Annotated in this window: 19 protein-coding genes, 1 pseudogene and 1 riboswitch; of the genes and pseudogenes, 15 read left to right on the top strand and 5 right to left on the bottom strand. The window is 63.5% G+C overall.

The genetic code is table 11. From position 1 onward, the window contains the following. Positions 1–4: 4 nt before the first annotated feature. The 9 genes from NUV99_01265 (at position 5) to NUV99_01225 (ending at position 11,112) form a co-directional block, all read left to right on the top strand. Positions 5–2,293, top strand: coding sequence for a xanthine dehydrogenase family protein molybdopterin-binding subunit (locus tag NUV99_01265; protein ID MCR4418769.1), 2,289 nt, complete (start codon positions 5–7; stop codon positions 2,291–2,293). Further along, complete coding sequence (locus tag NUV99_01260) at positions 2,290–3,264, top strand: FAD binding domain-containing protein (GenBank protein ID MCR4418768.1); 975 nt, start codon at positions 2,290–2,292, stop codon at positions 3,262–3,264. The genes NUV99_01265 and NUV99_01260 overlap by 4 nt, the downstream gene beginning before the upstream one ends. A gap of 54 nt (positions 3,265–3,318) precedes the next feature. Then, positions 3,319–4,329, top strand: a complete 1,011-nt coding sequence (locus NUV99_01255) for a molybdopterin-binding protein (protein ID MCR4418767.1) — start codon at positions 3,319–3,321, stop codon at positions 4,327–4,329. A gap of 7 nt (positions 4,330–4,336) precedes the next feature. Next, complete coding sequence (gene yqeC, locus NUV99_01250; GenBank protein MCR4418766.1) at positions 4,337–5,692, top strand: selenium cofactor biosynthesis protein YqeC; 1,356 nt, start codon at positions 4,337–4,339, stop codon at positions 5,690–5,692. A 19-nt stretch (positions 5,693–5,711) separates the two neighbouring features. After that, the gene (yqeB, locus tag NUV99_01245; GenBank protein ID MCR4418765.1) at positions 5,712–6,527 is read left to right on the top strand and encodes a selenium-dependent molybdenum cofactor biosynthesis protein YqeB; all 816 of its coding nucleotides are present in this window, start codon (positions 5,712–5,714) and stop codon (positions 6,525–6,527) included. Between the two features lie 178 nt (positions 6,528–6,705). Beyond that, positions 6,706–7,740 carry an XdhC family protein gene (locus NUV99_01240; protein ID MCR4418764.1) on the top strand — a complete coding sequence of 345 codons (1,035 nt, stop codon included), beginning with the start codon at positions 6,706–6,708 and terminating at the stop codon, positions 7,738–7,740. 122 nt (positions 7,741–7,862) lie between these two features. Beyond that, the gene (locus NUV99_01235) at positions 7,863–9,059 is read left to right on the top strand and encodes a radical SAM protein (GenBank protein ID MCR4418763.1); all 1,197 of its coding nucleotides are present in this window, start codon (positions 7,863–7,865) and stop codon (positions 9,057–9,059) included. A gap of 51 nt (positions 9,060–9,110) precedes the next feature. Beyond that, complete coding sequence (locus NUV99_01230) at positions 9,111–10,121, top strand: radical SAM protein (GenBank protein ID MCR4418762.1); 1,011 nt, start codon at positions 9,111–9,113, stop codon at positions 10,119–10,121. Continuing rightward, a complete protein-coding gene (locus tag NUV99_01225; protein MCR4418761.1) occupies positions 10,105–11,112 on the top strand; it encodes an AsnC family transcriptional regulator in 1,008 nt (335 codons plus the stop codon). Before NUV99_01230 ends, NUV99_01225 begins: the two co-directional genes overlap by 17 nt. A 46-nt stretch (positions 11,113–11,158) precedes the next feature. Here the strand turns inward: NUV99_01225 and NUV99_01220 are convergent, their stop codons facing one another. The 3 genes from NUV99_01220 to NUV99_01210 all read right to left on the bottom strand — a co-directional run bounded on the left by NUV99_01220 (position 11,159) and on the right by NUV99_01210 (position 14,669). Next, positions 11,159–12,034 (bottom strand): ARMT1-like domain-containing protein, encoded by an 876-nt coding sequence (locus NUV99_01220; GenBank protein MCR4418760.1) that lies wholly within the window; start codon positions 12,032–12,034, stop codon positions 11,159–11,161. A 165-nt stretch (positions 12,035–12,199) separates the two neighbouring features. Next, positions 12,200–13,375: a homoserine O-acetyltransferase gene (locus tag NUV99_01215; protein ID MCR4418759.1), complete on the bottom strand. Its 1,176-nt coding sequence runs from the start codon at positions 13,373–13,375 to the stop codon at positions 12,200–12,202. Between the two features lie 4 nt (positions 13,376–13,379). Next, positions 13,380–14,669 carry a homocysteine synthase gene (locus NUV99_01210; protein MCR4418758.1) on the bottom strand — a complete coding sequence of 430 codons (1,290 nt, stop codon included), beginning with the start codon at positions 14,667–14,669 and terminating at the stop codon, positions 13,380–13,382. Between the two features lie 87 nt (positions 14,670–14,756). Continuing rightward, positions 14,757–14,865: riboswitch (SAM riboswitch) on the bottom strand. A 554-nt stretch (positions 14,866–15,419) separates the two neighbouring features. Here NUV99_01210 and NUV99_01205 point away from each other — a divergent pair. Next, the gene (locus tag NUV99_01205) at positions 15,420–15,704 is read left to right on the top strand and encodes a hypothetical protein (GenBank protein MCR4418757.1); all 285 of its coding nucleotides are present in this window, start codon (positions 15,420–15,422) and stop codon (positions 15,702–15,704) included. Then, a complete protein-coding gene (locus NUV99_01200; GenBank protein ID MCR4418756.1) occupies positions 15,701–15,904 on the top strand; it encodes a DUF2283 domain-containing protein in 204 nt (67 codons plus the stop codon). Before NUV99_01205 ends, NUV99_01200 begins: the two co-directional genes overlap by 4 nt. Positions 15,905–15,942: 38 nt before the next feature. On the opposite strand, the pseudogene NUV99_01195 reads toward NUV99_01200, so the two are convergent. After that, positions 15,943–16,056, bottom strand: a pseudogene (locus tag NUV99_01195) (23S rRNA (pseudouridine(1915)-N(3))-methyltransferase RlmH). Positions 16,057–16,675: 619 nt separating this feature from the next. Further along, on the bottom strand, positions 16,676–17,773 hold the full coding sequence (locus NUV99_01190; protein ID MCR4418755.1) for a hypothetical protein: 1,098 nt from the start codon (positions 17,771–17,773) through the stop codon (positions 16,676–16,678). A 1,055-nt stretch (positions 17,774–18,828) separates the two neighbouring features. Here NUV99_01190 and NUV99_01185 point away from each other — a divergent pair. From NUV99_01185 to NUV99_01170, 4 genes are all read left to right on the top strand, one after another. Beyond that, the gene (locus NUV99_01185) at positions 18,829–19,452 is read left to right on the top strand and encodes an ABC transporter permease (protein ID MCR4418754.1); all 624 of its coding nucleotides are present in this window, start codon (positions 18,829–18,831) and stop codon (positions 19,450–19,452) included. A gap of 35 nt (positions 19,453–19,487) precedes the next feature. Next, the gene (locus NUV99_01180; protein ID MCR4418753.1) at positions 19,488–20,600 is read left to right on the top strand and encodes a betaine/proline/choline family ABC transporter ATP-binding protein; all 1,113 of its coding nucleotides are present in this window, start codon (positions 19,488–19,490) and stop codon (positions 20,598–20,600) included. Positions 20,601–20,646: 46 nt separating this feature from the next. Next, positions 20,647–21,318 (top strand): ABC transporter permease, encoded by a 672-nt coding sequence (locus NUV99_01175; protein MCR4418752.1) that lies wholly within the window; start codon positions 20,647–20,649, stop codon positions 21,316–21,318. A gap of 141 nt (positions 21,319–21,459) precedes the next feature. After that, on the top strand, positions 21,460–21,792 hold a 333-nt coding region (locus NUV99_01170), incomplete at its 3' end, for an IS110 family transposase (protein ID MCR4418751.1).

Below are 21,792 nucleotides of genomic sequence, written 5' to 3'. Positions count from 1 at the left end.
CGAGGTGGGTGAAAACTACCGGTTTGTCGGCCGGCCGGTACCGCGGCGCGATGCCGTGGAGGTGGTGACCGGCAGGGTGCGGTACCTCAACGACCTGGAAATGCCCGGCATGCTCTATGGCCTGGTCCTGCCGAGCCCCCACGCCCATGCGGTTATCAAGCGCATCGACAAGAGCCGGGCCCTCGAACTGGAAGGAGTCAAAGCGGTCGTTACCTACGAAGACGTTCCTCCCGGCTGGAGAGGCGGCACGCCGCGCCACACCCGCATCCTGGATCAGAAGGTGCGCTTCGTGGGCGACGCGGTGGCCCTGGTGGCCGCCACCAGTGAAGAGGTCGCCCGGGAGGCCCTGGGCCTTATCGAGGTGGAGTACGAGGTCCTCCCGGCAGTGCTGGACGTTGACGCGGCTCTGAAACCGGATGCGCCCCAGCTCTATTCCGAGTTCCCGGGCAACGTGGTTACGCCGGGCATGCCCTTTTTCGGCCCCAAGTCCCTGAAGGAGTTGGTAGTCGGTGACGTAGAGAAGGGTTTCGCCGAGGCGGATGTGGTAGTGGAAGGCAGCGCCGCCTACCAGGGGTTCCCCAATCCCCTGCCCGCCGAACCGCCCGGGGCAATCGCGCTCTGGGAGGAGCCCAACCGGGCCACCCTGTGGCTGTCCACCCAGTTTCCCTATCAGGACAAGATCATGCTCTACCATGCCCTGAACCGGGAGGTTGAGGTCAGGACCATAGGCCTGCCCTGCGGGGGCAGCTTCGGATCGAAGATCCTGGCCTGGCGCTGGTACGGTTACGCCGTCCTGCTCAGCCGGGCTACCGGCCGTCCGGTGAAAATGGTAATGAGCAAGGAGGAGCACCTGGCCACCTTTACCCTGAGACTCGGCTCCCGCATCCAGGCAAGGGTAGGGCTAAAGAGGGACGGAACCGTTACCGCCGTGGCCGGGAAGTGGTACGTGGATACGGGCTACTATTCCATGACCACCCAGGCTCAGGTAGCCGTGGGCCTGGGCGAGGTGCAGATCATGGTGCGCTGCCCCAACTGGAAACTCAAGCCCACCGTAGTGTGCACCAACCGCGCCGCCTCGGGTATGGTGAGGGGTTTCGGGGGCCAGGAGCTCAAGTGCTCTCTGATGCCCATACTTTCCCGGGCCCTGGCCGAACTGGGCCTTGACCCCTTTGAGTTCCTCAAAAAGAACTACATCAAGCCCGGCGACGGCTACTACTGGCGGGACGGCTACTGGTACACCTACCGGGGTGTGGACTACACCGCGGCCATGGAAAAGGGAGCCGAGATCTTCGGCTGGAAACAGAAGTGGAAGGGGTGGCTAAAGCCCACCGAAGTCCGCGCAAGCAAGCGGGTGGGCGTAGGAGTGGGAGTACACGGCAACGCCGACATCGGCGAAGATGCCTCCGAGGCCCTGGTGCGGCTGCACCCGGAGGGCAAGGCGGTAATCTTCTGCAGCGTGACCGAGTTCGGCACCGGCAACTGGAGCAACTACATCAAGATGGCGGCCGAGGTACTGCAGCTGCCTCCGGAGCGGGTAACCATGGCACCGGCGGACTCGCTCATCACCCCCTACGAGTTCGGCTCGGTAGGCTCCCGGGGCACCTACGCCATCGGCAGCGCCGTGATCCGGGCGGCCGAGGACGCCAAGAGCAGGCTCTTTGAACTCCTAGCCCCCAAGCTGGGCGCTGCGCCCGAGGATCTGGACACGGAAAACGGGGAGGTATTCGTCAGGTCCGATCCCCAGAGGCGGCTGTCCTGGAAGGCCATGGGGGTGGACCGGACCATCGTGGGCTTCGGCCGCTTCGAGCCCGATTTCACCCTGGCCAACTGCCTGATGAGCTTCGTGGAGGTGGAGGTGGACACCGATACCGGCGAGACCAGGTTGCTGCGGGTGGTCAACGCCACGGACGTGGGCAAGGTAATCGACCCCCTGGGAATACGCGGCCAGCTTAACGGCTGCCTGGGCTCGGCGGGCATAGACAGCGCCCTCTTCGAGGAAACCGTTGTCGACCCCGGGCACGGTTGGGTGCTCAACGCCAACCTGGCCGACTACAAGTGGCGGACTTTCCTGGACCTGCCGCCCCTGGAGCACGTGATTCTGGAAACCCCCTTTCCCACCCACCGCTTCCGCGCCGTAGGCGTGGGCGAAATCGCCACCTCCCCCGGCCCGGCGGCGGTGCTTATGGCCCTTTCCAACGCCATCGGCACCTGGCTCACGGAATACCCGGCAACTCCCGAGAGAGTGCTAAGAGCACTGGGAAAAGCAAGGTCTGAGGGGGCGAAGGCGGGATGAGATCGTTTGCGCATTACAATGCCCGATCTGTTTCCGAGGCTCTGGAGTTGCTTCAGACCTATGCGGGCGAGGCGGTGCTCAATGCCGGCGGAACCGACCTTCTGGGCCTGCTAAAGGCCGACTGCCTGCCCCGCTACCCCCGGGCGGTGATCAACCTCAAGACCGTGCCCGGCCTGGATGTCCAGGAACAAAGGCCGGACGGCCTCTACCTCGGCGCCCTGGTGCGTCTGGCGGATCTGGACCGCTCTTCCCTCATAAGGGAAGACTACCCGCTCCTGGCCGAGGCCGCCCACTCCGTGGCCTCCCCCCAGATCAGGAACATGGGCACCCTGGGAGGGAACCTGTGCCAGGAGGTGCGCTGCTGGTACTACCGCTACCCGGCCCGGCTTGGCGGCAGCCTTCCCTGCGCCCGCAAAGGCGGCACCAAGTGTTACGCCCCCCAAGGGGACAACCGCTTCCATGCCATCCTGGGAGCCAGGCGCTGCTTTGCCGTCTGCCCCTCGGATACCGCCGTGGCCCTGGCCGCCCTGGAGGCCAAGTTAAGGATCGCGGGGCCCGGGGGCGAGAAAAAGGTGCCCGTAACCGACTTCTACCATCCCCTGGGCAAGAACCTGGAGCCCAACGAAATAGTGGTCGGCGTGGACCTGCCCCGGCCCCCTGCCGGTGCCCGGCAGCGCTTCCTGAAGTTCACCCTGCGCCGGCCCATTGATTTTGCCGTGGCCAGCGTGGCCGCGGTGGTGAAGGAAGAAGACGGGGTGGTTACCGATTGCCGCCTGGTGCTGGGGGCAGTAGCCCCGGGCCCGGTACGGGCACGGGCCGCGGAGGAAATGCTGAAGGGGCGGCCCCTGGAGCCGGGAATCGCCGCCCAGGCGGCCGAGGAGGCGCTGGCCGCAGCCAAACCCCTGAGCGGCAACGCCTACAAGGTGGAGATAGCCAGGACCCTGATCAGACGCGCGCTGTCGGGCGAGTAGGCCGGCGCGGCCGGAGGGAGGAGGGCCTTCGGGCACAAACAAATGTTCAGGAAGGTGCCGGTCAGAGACAGCATAGGCATGGCCCTGGGCCACGACCTTACCAGGGTGGTGGCCGGGCGGTTCAAGGGTCCGGCCTTCCGCCGGGGCCACGTGGTCCGGCCCGAGGACGTGCCCGAGCTCCTGTCCATGGGCAGGGAGTACGTCTACGTCTACGAACCCGAAGCCGGCGAAGTACACGAGGACGACGCCGCCTGCCGCCTGGCGCAGGCCCTGGCCGGACCCGGCCTTAAGGTTACCCCTCCCCAGGAGGGCAGGGCCAACCTGGTGGCGGAAGGCCCCGGGCTGCTGCGGGTATACCGTCCGGTGGTGGAGGCGGTGAACCGGGAAGGAGACGCCGCCGTAGCTACCCTGCACGACGGTCAGCCGGTACAGTCCGGAGAGATGGTGGCCGGGGTGAAGATCATCCCTCTGGCAGTGCGCGAAGAATGGCTGGCCCAATTGGAACGGCGCCTGGCCCCGCTGGGGCCGGCGGCGGAGGTCAAGCCCTGGCGCCAGGTGCGGATCGGCGCCATTATAACCGGAAACGAACTCGCCACCGGACGCGTAGCCGACGCCTTCGCCCCCGCCCTCAAAGGCAAGCTCTCCGCCTTTGAGCAGGAACTGGAACGCGTTCTCTACCTGCCCGACGACGCCAAGGCAATCGCCCGGGCCATCCAGCAGATGGTCACCGAAGGGTTGCAGATGGTACTGGTCTGCGGCGGCATGTCGGTGGACCCGGACGATACCACCCCGGCGGGCATCCGCCGGACCGGAGCCCGGGTAGTAACCCGCGGCACCCCCATCTTTCCCGGCGCCATGTTCATGTTCGCCTACCTGGACACGGTGCCGTTGCTGGGGCTGCCGGCCTGCGTGATGCACGACCCGGCTACGGTGTTCGATTTGGTCCTGCCCCGGCTGCTGGCGGGGGAGACCCTCTCCCGCGAGGACATACTCTCCCGGGCGGTGGGCGGGCTGTGCCGCCGCTGCCCGGAATGCCATTTCCCGGTCTGCCCCTTCGGCAAGTAGAACTATCATGCTGCGTGAAGTGCTGGCTCTCAATGAACCCGGGGTGACTGCCCTGATCGGCGCCGGCGGCAAGACCACCCTGGTCTACCGACTGGGGCGGGAGCTGGCCGCCGGGGGCGAGGCGGTGGTGCTGACCACCACTACCCGAATGTATCCTCCCCTTCCCGACCAGGCCGACCGGGTAATCTACACCGGGGACGATCCCCGGGGCGTCAGGGCGGCGATTGACGGGATCGGCGCCGGGAAGCGCCTGTTCGTGGCCCGGGGCCTGCGCGGGGGCAAGGTAGTAGGCCTCACCCCGGACGAGGTGGACGCTCTAACCGCCCACCTCCCCCGCGCCTGGGTGCTGGTGGAGGCCGACGGTGCGGCAGGCAGGTTGCTGAAGGGCTACGCCCCCCACGAGCCGGTGGTGCCCCCATCCACCCGCCTGGTGCTGGCCCTGGCCGGCCTGGAGGTCTTGGGCCGGCCGCTTGAAGACCCGTGGGTTCACCGGCCGGAGAAGGTGGCGGCAATTGCGGAGGCCAGACTCGGAGAGCCGGTGCAGGTCCGCCACCTGGTCGCAGCCCTGACCGAAGCCCTGCGCCGGGCCCGGAACCAGGCTCCCGGCGGCCGGTTGGCGGTCTGGCTCAACCGGCCGCGGCAGGAAGGCCTGGCGGCAGCCCGCCTGGCGGCGCGTCTCTTGTTGCCTGCGGGGGCGGAAAGGTGCGTTTTGGGGCAGGTCCGCGAAGACGAGGCACCGGAGGTGTGGACCGGTTCCGGACCGCTGGGAGTGGGGGCCTTGGTGCTGGCCGCCGGCCTTTCCCGCCGCTTCGGAGGAAATAAGCTGCTATACCCTCTGGGTGGCAAGACGGTTCTAGAGCGGGTAGTGGACACCGTCCTGGCCTGCCCGCTGGAGCCGGTGGTAGTGGTCCTGGGACACCGGGCGGACGAGGCAGCCCGGGCCCTGGGCGATCGGCCGGTGGTTCGCCTGACCAATTCCCGCTACCGGGAGGGGCTCTCTGCCTCCCTTAAGGCCGGTCTGGCCGTCCTGCCCCCGGAAACCCGGGCGGTCCTGGTCTTCTTGGGCGACGTCCCCCTGGTGCGGCGGGATACCGTCGAGGCGATCCTGGCGGCCTACGGCCGCACCGGGGCGGAAGCAGTCTACCCCACCTGTGCCGGCCGCCCCGGGCACCCCGTGCTGGTCGACCGCCGTCGCTTTCCCGACCTGTATAGCCTTACCGGTGACCGAGGAGCCCGGGAGCTGCGATCGAATGGCCTGGCCGTACCCGTGGAGGACGAGGGCGTATACCTGGACGTAGACTCGCCTGAAGACCTGGAAGCAGTGCGGCGAAGGATCGCCCCACCGGAGCAGGCTCCGGAGTGATGGGAGGAATACGCGGGTTGTGAGGTCGGAAACAGTGATAATCCGAGGCGCGGGAGACCTGGCCACCGGCATTGCCCACCGCCTCTGGCGCAGCGGTTTTCGCGTTCTCATGCTCGAACTCTCCCGTCCCACCGTGATCCGGCGAACCGTAGCCCTGGCCGAGGCGGTATACGAGGGCGAAGTTGCCGTGGAGGGGATGCGGGGGGTCAGAATCGAGGAGCCGGAGGCGGCCCGGGAGGTGTGGGCCGAAAGTGCGGTTCCGGTCCTGGTAGACCCTTGGGCCCGCTGCCTGGCCGTGGTGGCGCCGACGGTGCTGGTTGACGCTACCATGGTCAAGAAAAACCTCGGTACCCACCGCAATCTGGCTCCGGCGGTTATCGGGGTGGGGCCCGGGTTTACCGCGGGTGTGGACGTAGACGCGGTGGTGGAAACCCAGCGCGGCCACGATTTGGGCCGGGTAATCTACGAAGGCGCGGCGGCACCGAACACCGGTATACCGGGGGAGATCTCCGGATACACCGAGGAACGCGTCGTGCGCGTGCCCCCCGGTACGGCGGGTCGCTGGGAGCCGGTGGCCCACATCGGCCAGCAGGTCTCTGCCGGCCAGGTGGTCGCCTACGTGGAGGGGGTGCCGGTGAAGACCCGCATCTCCGGCGTAGTCAGGGGCCTGCTCCGGCCGGGACTGCAGGTAAGGCCGGGGCAGAAGGCCGGCGACGTGGACCCCAGGGGGCGGCCGGAATACTGCTTCACCATCTCCGATAAGGCGCGCGCCGTGGCCGGAGGGGTCCTGGAGGCCGTCTGCCATCTTCTCTGGGTGAATCCGCCCCAAAAGTGACCAGCCTCCGGCCCGCCTCCACGCTCGCTCTCGCCAAGTTCGGCACCCGGCAAGGTGTCAATGTACTCAGGGAAGCACCCGGTACCGCCCGCCAATCTAAAACTCAGCGAAAGAAGGTATTACCGATTCCTTGGTCGAAGGTAATGGTCGGACGGTCAGAAGGGGACGGTGGTTGAAGATGCGCGAATTCTACAGCTGCCTGCTGGAGGGCCTCAAGGAAGGAAGAGGGGGCGCTACGGCGATAGTGGTGGCCTCGGACTCCCCCGGCCTGCTATACAGAAGGGTTTACTGCGATGCCGAAGGCCGCCTGCGCTGGCCCGACCAGCCGACGTACGAGGAGCAGGAACTCGCGCGCTGGCTGACATCCCGCCGGCCGCAGGCTCCCGGCCTGGAGCAGGTCGAGGGCCTGGGTTTGGTCTACGCCGAACCGGTAGAACCCCATCCCGAGGTGCTCATCCTGGGCGGAGGCCACGTGGGCCTAGCCCTGGCCAGAATCCTGGCTGTCCTTCGCTACCCCACCACGGTGGTGGACGACCGGCCCGAGTTCGCGACCGCCGAACGTTTCCCCGGCTGCCGGGTGATCTGCGGAGGATTCGAGGAGGTGCTGGCGGATTACCCCCTTCACCAACGCAGCTTCGTGGTCATCGTCACCCGGGGCCACCGCCACGACTACGCCTGCCTGCGGGCGGTCGTGAGCCGCCCGGTCGCCTACCTGGGCATGATCGGCAGTCACCCTAAGGTAGAGGCCATATTCGAAAGCCTGAGAAGAGAGGGCATAGCCGAGGAAGAACTGGCCAGGGTATGCGCGCCCATAGGGCTGGATATCGGCGCCCGCACCCCGGAAGAGATCGCGGTAAGCATTGCGGCCCAGATAATCGCCGTCAACAGCCGCTTCCAAGGGGAGCGCCTGGACGCTGGCTGGCTGGAAAAGGTTGTGGCCTCTCCCTCCCCGGCCGCCGTGGTCACGGTGGTGCAGGCAGAAGGGTCCACACCCCGCGGAGCCGGAGCCCGCATGCTGGTGCTGGGCGACGGCCAGGCCGCGGGCACCATCGGCGGCGGGACGGCAGAAGCCCGTGCCCTCAGGGAGGCCCTGGAAATAGCAGGCGGCAGCAGCTCCAGACTCCTGGAATTCGACCTGACGGGCGAGCAGGCCGAAAGGGAAGGCATGATTTGCGGCGGCAGGATGCGGGTCTTCGTGGAACCCCTGACCTAGGCGTCAAACGTCCCGGCCCCCGGTCCTGGCCCTTCAGGCTGGCAGGGTGCTCCCCCGAATACATTGCCCCCTTGCCGGAGACGGGGCCTGGCGAGAACTGATCCAAGGTGGGCGATCCACATTTGCTTAGTCTGAGCAAGCTTCTTTGCGACCACGGCTATTACGGGGACGGGCTGCGCTACGACCCGGCAACGCGCGGCGCTTCCTCGGGCGCCCGAAGGGATACGGGTCCGGTGGTAGTATGGAACTGTACCCGGGCGTGCAACCTCCGCTGCGGCCACTGCTACGCCGCCGCCGACCCCCGGCCGTCACCGGCGGAGCTGACTACCACGGAGTCCAGGGCCCTGATCGACGATCTGGCCGGATTCCGGGTCCCGGCCCTCCTGCTTTCCGGGGGCGAGCCCCTGCTGCGGCCCGACATCTTTGATCTGATCGGTCATGCGGCAGGTCACGGGCTGCGGGTGGTTCTCTCTACCAACGGCACCCTTATCGGGCGTGAGGTAGCCGACGATCTCAGGCGCCTGGGGGTCAGTTACGTCGGCATTAGCCTGGACGGGCTGGAGGATCGGCACGACCTCCTCCGGGGCCGTCCGGGCGCCTTTGCCGCCGCCCTCGAGGCCTTTCGACACTGCCGCGAGGTCGGGCTGCGCTCCGGGCTTCGCCTCACCCTCACGCGGAACAACCTGGACCAACTGCCGGCAATCCTTGACCTGGCGGAGCAGGAACGCATCTCCCGGATCTGCATCTACCACCTGGTATACAGCGGTCGGGGGCGGGAGTTGGCGGATCAGGACCTTGCCGTCGAGCAGAAGCGGGAAGTGCTCGACCTGCTGATCTCCCGGGTCTACGCTTGGGACCGGGAGCAGAGGCGCATCGAAGTTCTGACCGTAGACAATCACGCCGACGGCCCCTTCGTCTACCTTCGTCTCCGCGCCCGGGACCCCAGCCGGGCGGCCGAGGCGCTGGAACTCCTACACCGGAACGGGGGCAACCGCAGCGGCGTGGCCATAGCCGCCATCGACTGGGAAGGCAAGGTGCACCCCGACCAGTTCACCCTGCACCATACCGTGGGCGACGTACGCCGGGAGGGTTTTGCTCGAATCTGGACCCAGGCCGAGCATCCCCTGCTGGCCGCCCTCCGCGATCGCCGGCGCTACCTGAAGGGCCGGTGTCAGGAGTGCATCTGGCTCGAGATCTGTAACGGCAACTGCCGGGCGCGTGCGGAAGCCCTGACCGGTGATTTTTGGGCTCCCGACCCCGCCTGTTACCTTACGGAGGCAGAAACAGGCGGTTCCGAAAGTGTGCAGAACCGGTTATAATTCGCCGGAAAGGACGCAGGGCGCACCGGTCCGCCGGGAGGGGTGAGGGCGGTGCTCATTTCCTGGAATACCACCAACCAGTGCAACCTCTACTGCGCCCACTGCTACCGCGACGCCGGCGCCCGGGCGCAGGAAGAGCTCTCTACCGCCGAGGCCAAGGACCTCATCGCCGGGGCAGCACGCGCCGGGTTTCGACTCTTCATCTTCAGCGGCGGGGAACCCCTTCTGCGGCCGGACCTGCCCGAACTGGTCGCCTTCGCCGCCGGCCAGGGCCTCAGGGTGGTGCTGGGGACTAACGGCACTTTATTGACCCCTGCCCTGGCCCGGGAACTGCTCCGGGCCGGGGTGGCAGCCGCGGGTATCTCTCTGGACAGCTGCGGCTCCGAGGCCCACGACCGGCTGCGGGGAATGCAGGGCGCCTGGCGCCTCGCCGTCAACGGCATGGAGGCCTGCCGGGAGGCAGGCCTGCCCTTCCAGGTCCATACCACGGTGTTCGACTGGAACCGAGGAGAACTGGGCGCGCTTACCGAGATGGCCGTGGCCCTGGGAGCCAAGGCGCACCACCTGTTTTTCCCGGTGCCTACCGGCCGGGCCGCGGGTCTGGCGGACGGGGGTCTGAAGCCCCAAGACTACGAGCCTACTCTTGCTACCGTGCTGGACCGCGTGCCCTCATGCCCCATCGAGCTCAAGCCCACCTGCGCCCCGCAGTTCATGCGTCTGGCCCGGGAAAGGCAGTTGACCCTGCCCTACCGCCGGGGCTGCCTCGCGGGCACAAGCTACTGTCTGGTAGATCCCCGCGGAAACGTGCAGCCCTGCGCCTACCTGGACCTCAGGCTGGGTAACGTGCGGGACGTACCGCTGGACCGGCTTTGGGCGGAGAACAACGTGCTGGCACGCTTGCGGGCCCAGGAATACCGGGGAGCCTGCGGCACCTGCCGGTACCGCCGGGTCTGCGGGGGCTGCCGCGCCAGGGCCTACGCCTATCACGGCGACTACCTGGGGGAGGATCCCTGGTGCACCTACGCAAGGGGAAAGGGGGACCAGTTTGGACGCCACGGATAGGCAACTCCTGAACCTGGTCCAGGAGGCGTTTCCCCTTTCCCGCCGCCCGTACCTGGATTTGGCCCGGCAGCTCGGCCTGACCGAGGAGGAAGTCCTGTTCCGGCTCAGGAGGCTGAAGGAGGCCGGTTCCATCCGGCGAATAGGGCCGGTGCTCGACCTTCAGGCTATGGGTTACGCCGGTACCCTATGTGCCCTCAGGGCGCCCGAGGAGCGGCTGCCGGAAATAGCGGGAGCGATCAACTCCTTTCCGGGCGTAACCCACAACTACCGCCGGGATCATGAGCAGTACAATCTCTGGTTCACCCTGACCGCCCCTAGCCGGGACGAACTCCTCCGCACCCTGAACGAGATAAGACGGCAGACCGGAGTCGAAGAGATCCTGGAGCTTCCCACCGTGCGCCGCTTCAAGATCCGGCTGCGTTTTGACGTGGAGGCCGCGCAAACCGCGGCCGGTACCGGCGACTCCGAGGACCGCAGCCGGGAAACGGCCGTTTTTGGTCCGGAAACTCCAGAGGGGGGTCGTTCACTTTCGGAAGCGGAAAAGGAGATCGTGCGTCTGCTCCAGGACGACCTGGCCCTGGAGGCCAAACCTTTTCTTGCCGCAGCCCGTCGGCTGGGCCTTACCGAGGAGAAGCTGCTGACCTGCCTGAGAAACCTGCAGGAGCGGGGTATCCTCCGCCGCCTCGGGGTGATTATCAACCCCAGAAATATCGGCCTGACGGCCAACGCCATGGTGGTTTGGCAGGTCCCTGAACCGGAGGTGGACGCGGCCGGCCGGCGGCTGGCCGCGCTCCCGACGGTAACCCACTGCTATCGGCGTTGCCCGGCGCCGAACTGGCCCTATAACCTCTACGCCGTGATCCACGGCCCCACCCGCGAGGAGTGCGAGCGCCAGGCCCGAGAACTGGCCCGGTCGGTAGGCACCCGGTACCCCTGCCGCCTTCTGTTCAGCACCACCGAGTTCAAAAAGGACCGACCGCGTCATCTTTAGGTTACACCTGCCGCCCGGCCCCAGGGCTCCGGGGCATGCCGCGGGCCTAGCTCCCCGCCTCCGGCCGATTGCGGACCAGCGCGGCGGCCAGGCGCGGCACCCGGAGGTGGGCGGCCACCACCGGGCACTTGGCCCGGAGCAGGAAGAAGGTCTTGTCCCCCGCCAGCCGTGTCCCCTCAAGCGTCTCGTAGTTTGCCTGTCCCTTGGCTATCACCAGGTCGCTTGCGGCCAGGGCGCTCAGGAAGGCCGGGCTGCAGCGCTCCTCTACCACTCCCAGGTAGTTGCTGCCGGTATCGATCACCTCGGCCACTTGCTCCAGCCGGGCCTCCTCGGCATCGCTCCAGGTGGCGTCGTTCAGAATGGGCCCGGCCTTAACCGCATAGCTCACCCTTCGTCCGCCCCGGCCCAGTTCCTCCAGGAGCAGCCGGTCCCAGACTATCTCGCCGCTGTTGTCCCCCACCACCAGAATCTTCTCCGCCCGGGCCAGCCGCTCGGCCAGTTCGGGATAGTCGAAGCGGGCGAATACCAACTCGTCCAGTTCCCTGAGGTTGGCCTCCAGATCGTAGCCGGGAAGAATCCCCATGTCGACCATGTTCCCCATGACCGATACTCCGAGGGCGAAGAGCAGACGATCGCGGCTCTGTGCCCGCCTTTTCTCCAGATACGGGAGCCACGCCCAGGCCTCATGATTGGACTTGGCGCGGGCCGCCCGGAAGGGGTCTTCCGCTCCCAGGACCGCGTATGCACGGTGCAGGACCACGCTGCTGTTCTCCGCCGGGCTGCGGCTTCGGTCAAGCGCGAGGATAACCGGGAGCACCTCCTGCCACACCCGGTAGGAGCTGTCCTCGTCCGCTCCGGCCACCTCCAAGGTGGACTGAACCTGCCGCAAGTAACAGGGAACACAGGCGGCAACCTGGCGCACCCAGCATCACCCCGTTTCAGTACGTGTCTTTGCCTGCCCAGATGGTCCCGCCCGCACCGCCCTCTTCGCCGGCAAAGAGGACCTGACGCGTGGCGCTCGTGGGCGCCTCCCCGCTCCACAACCCTTCCCCGGAGCCGGCGGGATGCATAACCCAAGGACCGGGGACTACTTCCCCTCCCGGGAGGCGGACGAGTCCTGCCGCCTTTGCCGCTCCACCTCGGCCAGGAAGCCCCGGATTATGGGGGTCATCTTGACAAACTCGATCAGAAAAGCGTCGTGCCCGAACGGCGATTTCAGCTCCACGTAGCGAGCATCCTTGCCCCTTCTGCGCAGCGCCCGCACGATCTCCTTCTGCTGGTAGGGCGGGTAAAGTATGTCCGAGCTGATCCCCAGCACCATCACCTTGGCCTGTACCCTTTCCAGCGCCTCCTCCCAGGAACCGTACCCCCGGCCGATATCGTGCAGGTCCATGGCCTTGGTGAGGTAGAGGTAGCAGTTGGCGTCGAACCGCTGCACCAGCTTTCGGCCCTGGTAATGGAGGTAGTTTTCGACCTCGAAGCGGCTGTCGAAACGGAAGAAGTCCCGGGGCACGCTCCCGGCGAAAGTCCGGCCGAACTTGAGGCGCCAGGACTCGTCGCTCTTATAGGTTATGATGCCCACCATGCGGGCCAGGGCCAGCCCTTGCTGTGGCCCGGGACCGGGGTAGTAGTTGCCGTCCTGCCAGGCCGGGTCCTGCGTGATGGCCAGACGCTGCACCAGGTTCAGGGCAATACCCTGGGCAGATACCTGGGCCGGGCAGGCTATGGGGATGGCCGAATCCAGGTAATCGGGATAGGTAACCAGCCACTCCAGGGCCTGCATTCCGCCCAGCGAGCCTCCGGCAACGCATAACAGCCGCTTTACCCCCAGGCGCTCCAGAAACAGGCGCTGAAGCCTCACCATATCCCGCACCGTAACCACCGGAAACCCCATGCCGTAGGGCCGACCGGTGGCAGGATTAATCGAGGCCGGACCGGTGGTGCCGTAGCAGCTTCCCAATATGTTGCTGCATATTACCCAGTAACGGTTGGTATCAAAGGCCCTTCCCGGCCCGATGAGCCCGTCCCACCAACCGGGAAGCCGATCCTCCGGATGGTGCCTGCCCGCGGCGTGGGCGTCCCCGGTCAGGGCGTGCAGGATGAGGATCACGTTGTCCCGCTCGGCATTGGGCTCACCGTAGGCCTCATAGGCCACCGTGACCGGAGAAAGGTGCTCCCCGCCCTCCAGGGCAAAGCTCTCCGGAGGCCGCACCACTTCCAGAGAATGAGTTTGGGCAAGGCCTGCGCCTTCTGGAGCTCCCATGCCATTACCGTCCCGTCGCCAGGTTTAGAGCCTGCTCAAGGTCTTCCAGCAAGTCCTCCACATCCTCCAGACCGATGGAGAGCCGGACCAGGTCCGGCGTTACCCCGGCCGCCAGCTGATCTTCCGGCGAAAGCTGCTGGTGGGTGGTGCTGGCCGGGTGGATGACCAGAGACTTCGCGTCCCCCACGTTGGCCAGAAGCGAGAACAAACGCAGTTCCTCCATAAACCGCCTGCCCGCCTCTACCCCGCCCCGGATCCCGAAGGTAACCACGGCGCCGTAACCGTTTTCCAGGTAGCGGGCCGCCTGCGGGTGGCTGGGGTGTTCGGGCAAACCCGGATAGGCTACCCAGGCTGCCGCGGGATGGTCCCGCAAATACTGCGCCACCGTCAGGGCATTCTCGCTGTGGCGCTGCATGCGCAGGGGCAGGGTCTCCAGCCCCTGCAGGAACAGGAAGGAGTTAAAAGGGCTGAGGCAGGCCCCGAAGTCCCGCAGCAGCTGCAGCCTGGCCTTGACAATGTACGCCCGCTTCCCGTAGGTGGACCAATAGCGCAGGCCGTGGTAGCTCGGGTCGGGTTCGGTAAACTCGGGGAAGCGGCCGTTGCCCCAGTCAAACCGGCCCCCGTCCACGATTATTCCGCCCATGGAGGTGCCGTGACCGCCGATGAACTTGGTGGCCGAATGCACCACTATGTCCGCGCCGTGCTCCAGAGGCCGGCAGAGGTAAGGGGTGGCGAAGGTGTTGTCGACAATCAGGGGGACGCCCGCGCCGTGGGCCACCTCGGCGATGCCCGCCAGGTCCGGCACGTCGAGCCGGGGGTTGCCGATGGTTTCCACGTAGACGGCCCGGGTGGCGGGAGTGATGGCCCGAGCGAAGTTGCCCGGATCCGAGGGGTCCACGAAGCGAACCCGGATGCCCAGTTTGGGAAGAGTGTACCGGAACAGGCTGTAGGTGCCGCCGTAAAGCGACTGCGAGGAAACGATTTCCTCCCCGCACCGGGCCAGATTGCACACCGCCAGGGTGATGGCGGCATGGCCCGAGGCCGTAGCCAGCGCCCCCACCCCTCCCTCCAGGGCGGCCACCCGCTCCTCGAACACCGCGGTGGTTGGGTTCATCATCCGGGTGTAAATGTTCCCCTGCTCCTCCAGGGCAAATAGCCGGGCCGCGTGCTCGGCGTCGCGGAAAACGTAGGAGGTGGTCTGGTAAATGGGAACCGCCCGGGCTCCGGTGGCCGGATCCGGCTGCTGCCCGGCATGAACCGCCAGGGTGGCAAAACGGTAGTGCGTCTTCTTCATGAGCTCTCTCCCCCATCGAGCGGCATCCGGAAGCACAAAAAGACCTCTTCTGCCGCGATAAGAAGAGGTCTTCGTGCTCCCCACCTCCTCTTATCTCCCAGGATTGCTCCTGCGGGAATTGGCACCTTCCGCACCTCGGGGATGCGGAGGTTGCCGGGTTTCATCGGGCCCGTCCCTCCACCTCTCTGGATAAGAGTGGCCTTGCTATCCAGTTTTGACGCCGTGTTGGTCCTATTCTACGACAAGCCGCTCCCCCTTGTCAACGCCAAGCGTCCCGGCCTTTGCACAGAGGGCGCCCTGCCGTTCAGATACCGCCAACCTGGCCCCTCCAGCTGTCTCTTTCCGGCACATTTGCCACACCGTTTCTCAGTCATCAAGGTCCTCTCATTCCTTCAAGAGACCGTAGAAAACTCAGGCTTCCCGGCTTTGCGCCAAGGGCGCGCTCAAACAACTCCTCCAAAGCCATGCATTTTGCCCGTAGCTCCTCAGCCTGCCACTCTAGAATCCCGGGATTAAGCAACAGGGTAAAAAGTGAGAGCATGAACTCTACGATTTCTCGGGGATAACCGGTGTCGAATAAGCCTTCTCTTATCCCTTGCCTTATAATACACTCCAGAAGGGGTACCGTTCGTTTGATTTCAATAACCAGATGCTTCTGGAGCGCGTGCTTGCGGAGGCCAAGCCGTTAGTTTCTCAGCATTTCCTTGGTGCAGGTAAGGGCAAGCGTGATATAATGACTCCGGGGGTCCGGTGCTGGAAATTGTATTCTCCGACCACTTTATCCTAAGACAAAGGCTTCGTCAGATACCCGACGAACTGGCCGAAAGCATTTACCTGGAAGCGGAAGAACATTACAGAGACAGCCAGACCGGGACCCTCGTTGCGGTAAAGCGGCTGTTTTTTCACGGTCGAATGCGAGATGTAGCCCTGGTGTACGCCCAAAGGCAGGGCAAAATAGTCCTGATAACCCTGCATCCGCTCCAAGAGGGGCAAAAAGAAAAACGTATCCGAAGTGGGAGGTGGGTTACGCTGTGAGCCTGAAGGTTCACTACGACCCCGAAGTGGACGTTCTGTACATTGGCCATGCGGGTCAGGAGGAAGAGGCGGAAGAGATTTACCCCGGAATCACGCTGGAAAAAGACAGGAATGGAAACCTCCTCGGCATAGAACTGCTGAATGCCTCCCAGCTTCTCAAGAACGTCCTCGAGTCGCTACAGAAACGGGCGTCCGCATAACGCCAGTGGGCCAGGCCCGGAGGCAGCGGAACTTCGCACACCTCCACCAGGCCCTGCGGCGCGTAGCGCCGCAGGCGCCGGGCGTAGTCTTCGATCCTGGTCCGAAGGTAAGGCTCCCGGACCCGGCCCACCGCTACTATATCCAGGCACAAACCGCCTTTACCCCTCCTCCCGGCGGGCCGCTTGAGGCTTCGCCGCGCCCGGCCGCTCTTCATCCGGTCCTTGCGGGTCCGGCGGCAGCGCCTAGGGCAACCCCCGCCTTCCCATCGCGGAGCCAAGATCACCGCCCCCGCCTCGGCCGCGGCCAATGCTCTCTCCTCCTTAGGCTCAGGAGTACCGGCCAATTCCTCCCCTTACAAAAGTCGCCCCGGCTATACGCCCAAACCGCTGGCACTGGTTCTCATGGCGAGTGACAGTACTGCACTGGGAGTCGTGAGGCCCTACATGTGCACCGCGCCAGCGCGCCGGAGCTAATCCTGGTCACCGCTTGATTGGTTCTTCTCCAGAATGCGCTCTATGGTCCTTAAGCGCCTCTCGAGCCTGAATAAGTACGCGACAACTATAGCCATGAGCAGGATGGGAAGAAGAGCAAGGACAATATTGATCGCTTGGAACAACCTGGCCAAGGAGATCCCTATCATAGTACCCCTCCTTGATGCTGTCTACGGGGAGGCGTCAGGCCTCACCTCCTAGACCCGTCGCCCGAACAAGGCTCCACCAAAGGTAAGCCCCTCCACGGAGGAGGGGCAATTCCCGTGCACGTTCGAGGTCTTACCAGCCACTGCACCCCCCGTTGGGGAAGCAGATCCTAGCCAACCCTTCCGGAAGGGCCTTCTCTTCCGTAAGCTTGTTCTCCCGGTAGACCTCAACCTTCTTCTCTCGCTCGTTTATGTGGAGGGTACCCAGGCGCCGGTCACCGCGGAAGGCCCACGCCCAACTCTCGTCTATTGAGGGCACCCGGAGTACCAGCACATCGGCGAAGACGCCCAGGTCCGGCTGTACGGCGGTGTCGGTGGCCTCCACCACTTCTTCCTCTACGCTCTGTATTAGGTCGTTGGCCGGCTTAAATTCCCTAAGTGCCAACTCATCTCCGGCTAGATCCAGAACGTGCACCCGGTTGTGGCTGGTGAAGACTTTCGCGCCCACCTTGACTACCGAGGGGCTCCGCACGGCCATGCTTAAGTCGCCGATCCCTTCTACCTCCTGCCACTTCACCTCCCGGCCCCGCACCTCGGCCAGCAGCAGTCCCCGGTGTTCTCCTGCCTCGTAGAGTGCCAGCAGGTGAAAGCCATCTGCCTCCCCCCAGGTAAGTAAGGGTGCTAAGGTGTCCGGCTGAAAACCTGAAGGGAAAGGAGGCTCAAGCATCCTTAGTTCCTCTTTGCCTTCAGGACGGATTTCCACCCGGATCTCGTTCGTCTGCTGGTCCGACCTGTAGGCAAGCAGAATGCCGCCGTCCCCGGACAGAGCCTGTACCACCCCGCCATACACCTCCGGAGGCGTGGCGAGGGTTTCAACGCGGGAGCCGGCTGCGGTTTCTAGAAGCTCGAGCTTCCAGCCGGGTGTCACCGGCAGGACGATTCTTGTTCCCCCGTCCCAAACCACCGGAAATATCAGTTCCTTGGTGGCAATCACAAACGCGGGTTTGTCCTCAAGGGCGACAGTCCCATTCCCAAGGTCCCAGGATCCGCGCACGGCCGCCAGTTCCATCGGCCACGCGGCCCCCTCCTGCGCCCCATCGGCAACCGCGTCGCGGTAGAAGAACATGATAAAGGGCAGCGTAACCCTCTCCTGCCCGGAGCAACCGCCGAGAGACAGGAGGGCCATAGCGAGACACACAAGCGGCAACACGTATCTTGTGGCCTTGGCCAATGCTCTCTCCTCCTCAGGCTCAGGGGTGCCGTTAGCCATCCGGCGCATTTCGTAATTAAAAGCTACTTGCCCCCTCTGTTTGGTACTCTTACTATATAAGAGCCCAGAAACCGGAAAAAGGTTCGCCGGGCAAAAGTTTTTGCCCGATCCCCTAGAAACGCCACAAGAATTCAGGCAGCGCAAAACCCACCTGTTCCCCTACGGGGACGACTCATTGGCGGCCCCTCACCCCGAACCAGATCCACCCTCGGGTTTCTCGGACTCCACAGGAGCATTTAGCGGCGAAGGAGGGGGGAGGGTACTACCGGCTGCCGTACCGGTCTACCAGCACTTCAAAGGCGCGTTCGTCACCTTCCTGGATGCGCTTAAGCAAGGGAGCAACATCTACCTTTGTCGACCCTTTCCTGCGGGAGCCTTCTCTATTATATAAGAAGCACCAACACGGGAAAAAGTTTGCCCGGGCGACAAATTCTGGGTTGCCCTGTGGAACTTTTCTCCTGTATGTCGGCCAAGAGTAAGCCCCTCCCGCCAAGGAGGGGCAATTCCCGTGCACGTCGAGTTACCCAGGCGAGTCCTGCGCCGGATACCCGGCCCCCGGAGCGCAAGCAGCCTAACGGTTCGCGGGTTCCGGGGGTGTGGTGTGGTGCACTGAGTCCACAAGGCACGGGAAAGTACAGCAATCGCCCTACTTTGCATGCAAGGTCTTACCAGTCACTGCGGATTCCGGGCCAAATCGTCCACTGATCCCGGCCGAGACCACTTGGCTTATCCGACGAGCGGCCGTTCAAGAAACTGGCGGGCCCGGCCGGGCCCCACGATATCCGCCGGCGGCCCGGTCTCCCGACACTAAGCAGCAAGTAGTAACGCTTCTCCCATAGTAACCAGAAGCGCAGCGTACGGCCGCCCCCAACTTCTGAGCCTGCTAAAAACCGAACTGCGCCTCCGCCATTCTGCCTATGATGATTAAGATTGTTGCATCCCGATGGAAATTGGTCTAGAATATTACGCAGAGGTCCTGCTCCATCACTCCTTCCTAAAATGAGTTGGTGGTCGACGTGAACTTCTGGGCCTTCACGACCTCTCGCTGGCACGAAATCCTAGATCTCACGGGCGAACATATCCTCATTGTAACCATCGCCGTGACGACAGCCATAGTACTGGGGGTAGCCCTAGGAATACTGATTACCTATTGGCGGTCTCTGGCCGGCCCCGTTCTCTATTCTTGCCAGGTGGTTATGACGATACCTAGCCTTGCGCTGGTCGGTCTCCTTATACCGGTGTTTGGGATTGGCTACAAGGTCGGAGTAATTACCTTAATCCTTTATTCCTTGTTACCCATCGTGCGCAATACGTACACGGGCATCAAGCAGATCGATCCGGCGATCATCGAAGCGGCGCGCGGCATGGGAATGAGAGAGAGCACTATACTCCGGCGGATAAAGTTTCCTATGGCCTGGCCCGTAATCCTGGCCGGCATCCGCACGGCGGTGGTAATGATCGTGGGGATTGCCGCTATTGTCTCCTACGTGGGAGCCGGGGGCCTGGGCAAATTCATCTTCCGGGGAATTTCTCAGTGGAACCTACAATTGGTGCTGCTCGGCGCCCTCTGCGTTTCTCTTTTGGCCATAATTGCCGACGGGTTGCTCAGGTGGATAGAAAGCAGGTCGCGCCTTTTATGAGAGAGATTGGGTTACTCCACAAGGAGGGGGGCTAATTGATTAGGCTAGAAAACGTCACCAAGATATTTCCGGGCCAACAGGTTCCGGCAGTGAAGGATCTGACTTTTGAGGTACCACGCGGAGAAATATGTGTCCTACTGGGGCCTTCCGGGTGCGGAAAGACTACCACCATGAAAATGATCAACCGTCTGATTGAACCTACTGCGGGTCGTATTTATATCGACGGACAGTATGTCGCCCAACTAGATCTCATTGAGTTGCGCCAAAACATAGGCTATGTCATTCAGGAAATAGGCCTATTCCCGCATATGACCATTGCGGAAAATATCGCCACCGTGCCTCGCGAGAAGGGTTGGCCAGCAAAGAGAATACGCGAGCGCGTGGACGAAATGTTGGAACTCGTAGGGCTGGACCCGGCAGAATACCGCCACCGCAAGCCGGCCGACCTAAGTGGCGGGCAAAGACAAAGAGTGGGCGTGGCCCGCGCCCTGGCCGGGGACCCGCCTATATTACTTATGGACGAACCCTTTGGCGCGGTAGACCCCATTACACGTGCCCACCTGCAGAACGAATTCTTATCGTTGCAAAAGCAGCTCCACAAGACCGTTATCTTCGTTACCCATGATATCGACGAGGCCATCAAAATGGGGGACAGAATTGCGATTATGCGTGAGGGAGAACTGGTGCAGTACGATCCACCAGATCGGTTGCTCAGTGCCCCGGCCAATGAATTCGTGGTTGCGCTGGTAGGCCGTAATCGGTCCCTTAAACGCCTACACCTAATGAAGGCCGGTGAAGTGCGCAGAAATAACACCCCCTCCGTCCTGCCCGATACCCCGGTGCAGGAGGCCAAGAAGGCACTGGAATCTTCGTCCCTCCCGGTGCTCCTGGTTGTGGATAACCGGAACCGCGTGAGGGGCGTTATTAACCGGGAGGAATTATTGCTCTACCAAGGCGAGGGTCTTATAGATCAGCTGGCCACCCCGGTGCAGAGCGTTGCCGAAGAAGATGCCACCCTCTACGATACTCTATCCACGATGCTTAGCTGCGGCGAACGTTACGTGGTCGTGATGAATAAGCAGGGGGAACTGCGCGGGGTCATCACCTTTGGCTATCTACTGGAGTTGATGAAGGAAAATGGCTCCTAAACCCGCTCGAATCAGAACCTGGCTTCCACCTCTAATATTCGTGGGTATGGGGGTTGCCATTACCGTTTATTTCGTTGAAAACCCCGGCGGTGCCATGGCCGCACGGGTGCTCACTTATGGCCATATAAGCACCCTCGTGTGCCAGCATGTAGGCATGGTAGTTCTATCCTCGCTGCTGGCGATAGCTGTGGCGATTCCGCTAGGCATTATGTGTAGCCGGCCTCGGCTAAGGGTGCTGGGCGTGGTAGCGGAGAACCTGGTTAATCTGGGTCAAACCATACCCAGCATTGCCATAATCGCCCTCTTTTTTACTGTTTTGGGCCTGGGCTTTAAGACCGCCCTCTTTGCCCTTTGGCTCTACTCGCTGCTACCCATCTTGCGTAATACCTACGCCGGGATTATAAGCATACCACCGGGCGTTCTGGAGGCGGCAAGGGGCATGGGGATGCGCCCCTGGCGCATACTTACCCGGATTGAGCTTCCCTTAGCCTTTCCTATAATCGTAGCCGGAATCAGGACCGCAGTGGTGGTGAACGTGGGTACAGCCACGCTGGCTACTTTCATAGGCGCAGGAGGCTTCGGGCACCTGATTGTCACCGGCATCTCGGTGCAGAGGCCCCAGTTGCTGCTTACCGGCTGCACCCTTAGCGCCGTTTTGGCCATGCTTTGTGACCACCTGCTAGGAAAAATGGAGGAGAAACTTAAAACTACCGTCTAGCTATTGAGGGCAGTTATCCTTTTTACCGCTAAAAACAATTTAAGCATTCCTGTAATCCTGTTAGGTAGGCGTTGGCAATAAAAAAGCCTCCTGGTAAATTAGGGTTGTCCAGAAAACCTCGAACCAGGAGGCGAAGAAGCAGTGGTAAAGGCTCAAAAGATGGCTCTAGTTCGGGGCAATGTCCTTATCGTAGGGATTGACGTAGCCAAGAAGCGGCACTACGCCAGGGTCTACAACCAAATGAAGCTCGATGTAGTTAAGCCGTTCCACTTTCATAATACCAGAGAGGGCTTTTATCGTCTAGTCTCCAAGATCGAAGAGGCGCGGAGCAAGGAAGGTGCTGCAAGCGTAGTCATTGGTGTGGAGCCTACCGGGCACTACTGGAAGCCGTTGGCCTGGTTTTTACAGGAACAGGGCTACCAGGTGGTTATAGTCAACCCTTATCATGTCAAGGGCAGCAAAGAGATGGTGGAC

The sequence above is a fragment of the Clostridia bacterium genome, from assembly GCA_024653205.1.
Lineage (GTDB): Bacteria > Bacillota > DSM-521 > Neomoorellales > SLTJ01 > JANLFO01.
The sequence above is the reverse complement of the archived record's forward strand: the minus strand, read 5'-3'. Positions and strand labels throughout refer to the sequence as shown.

What these genes read in the sequence shown, in the direction of transcription:
- NUV99_01260 (MCR4418768.1), top strand. Translation starts at nt 2,290, where the DNA reads ATGAGATCGTTTGCGCATTACAATGCCCGATCTGTTTCCGAGGCTCTG.
- yqeC (MCR4418766.1), top strand. Translation starts at nt 4,337, where the DNA reads ATGCTGCGTGAAGTGCTGGCTCTCAATGAACCCGGGGTGACTGCCCTG.
- NUV99_01240 (MCR4418764.1), top strand. Translation starts at nt 6,706, where the DNA reads ATGCGCGAATTCTACAGCTGCCTGCTGGAGGGCCTCAAGGAAGGAAGA.
- NUV99_01215 (MCR4418759.1), bottom strand. Translation starts at nt 13,375, where the DNA reads ATGGGAGCTCCAGAAGGCGCAGGCCTTGCCCAAACTCATTCTCTGGAA.
- NUV99_01210 (MCR4418758.1), bottom strand. Translation starts at nt 14,669, where the DNA reads ATGAAGAAGACGCACTACCGTTTTGCCACCCTGGCGGTTCATGCCGGG.
- NUV99_01175 (MCR4418752.1), top strand. Translation starts at nt 20,647, where the DNA reads ATGGGGGTTGCCATTACCGTTTATTTCGTTGAAAACCCCGGCGGTGCC.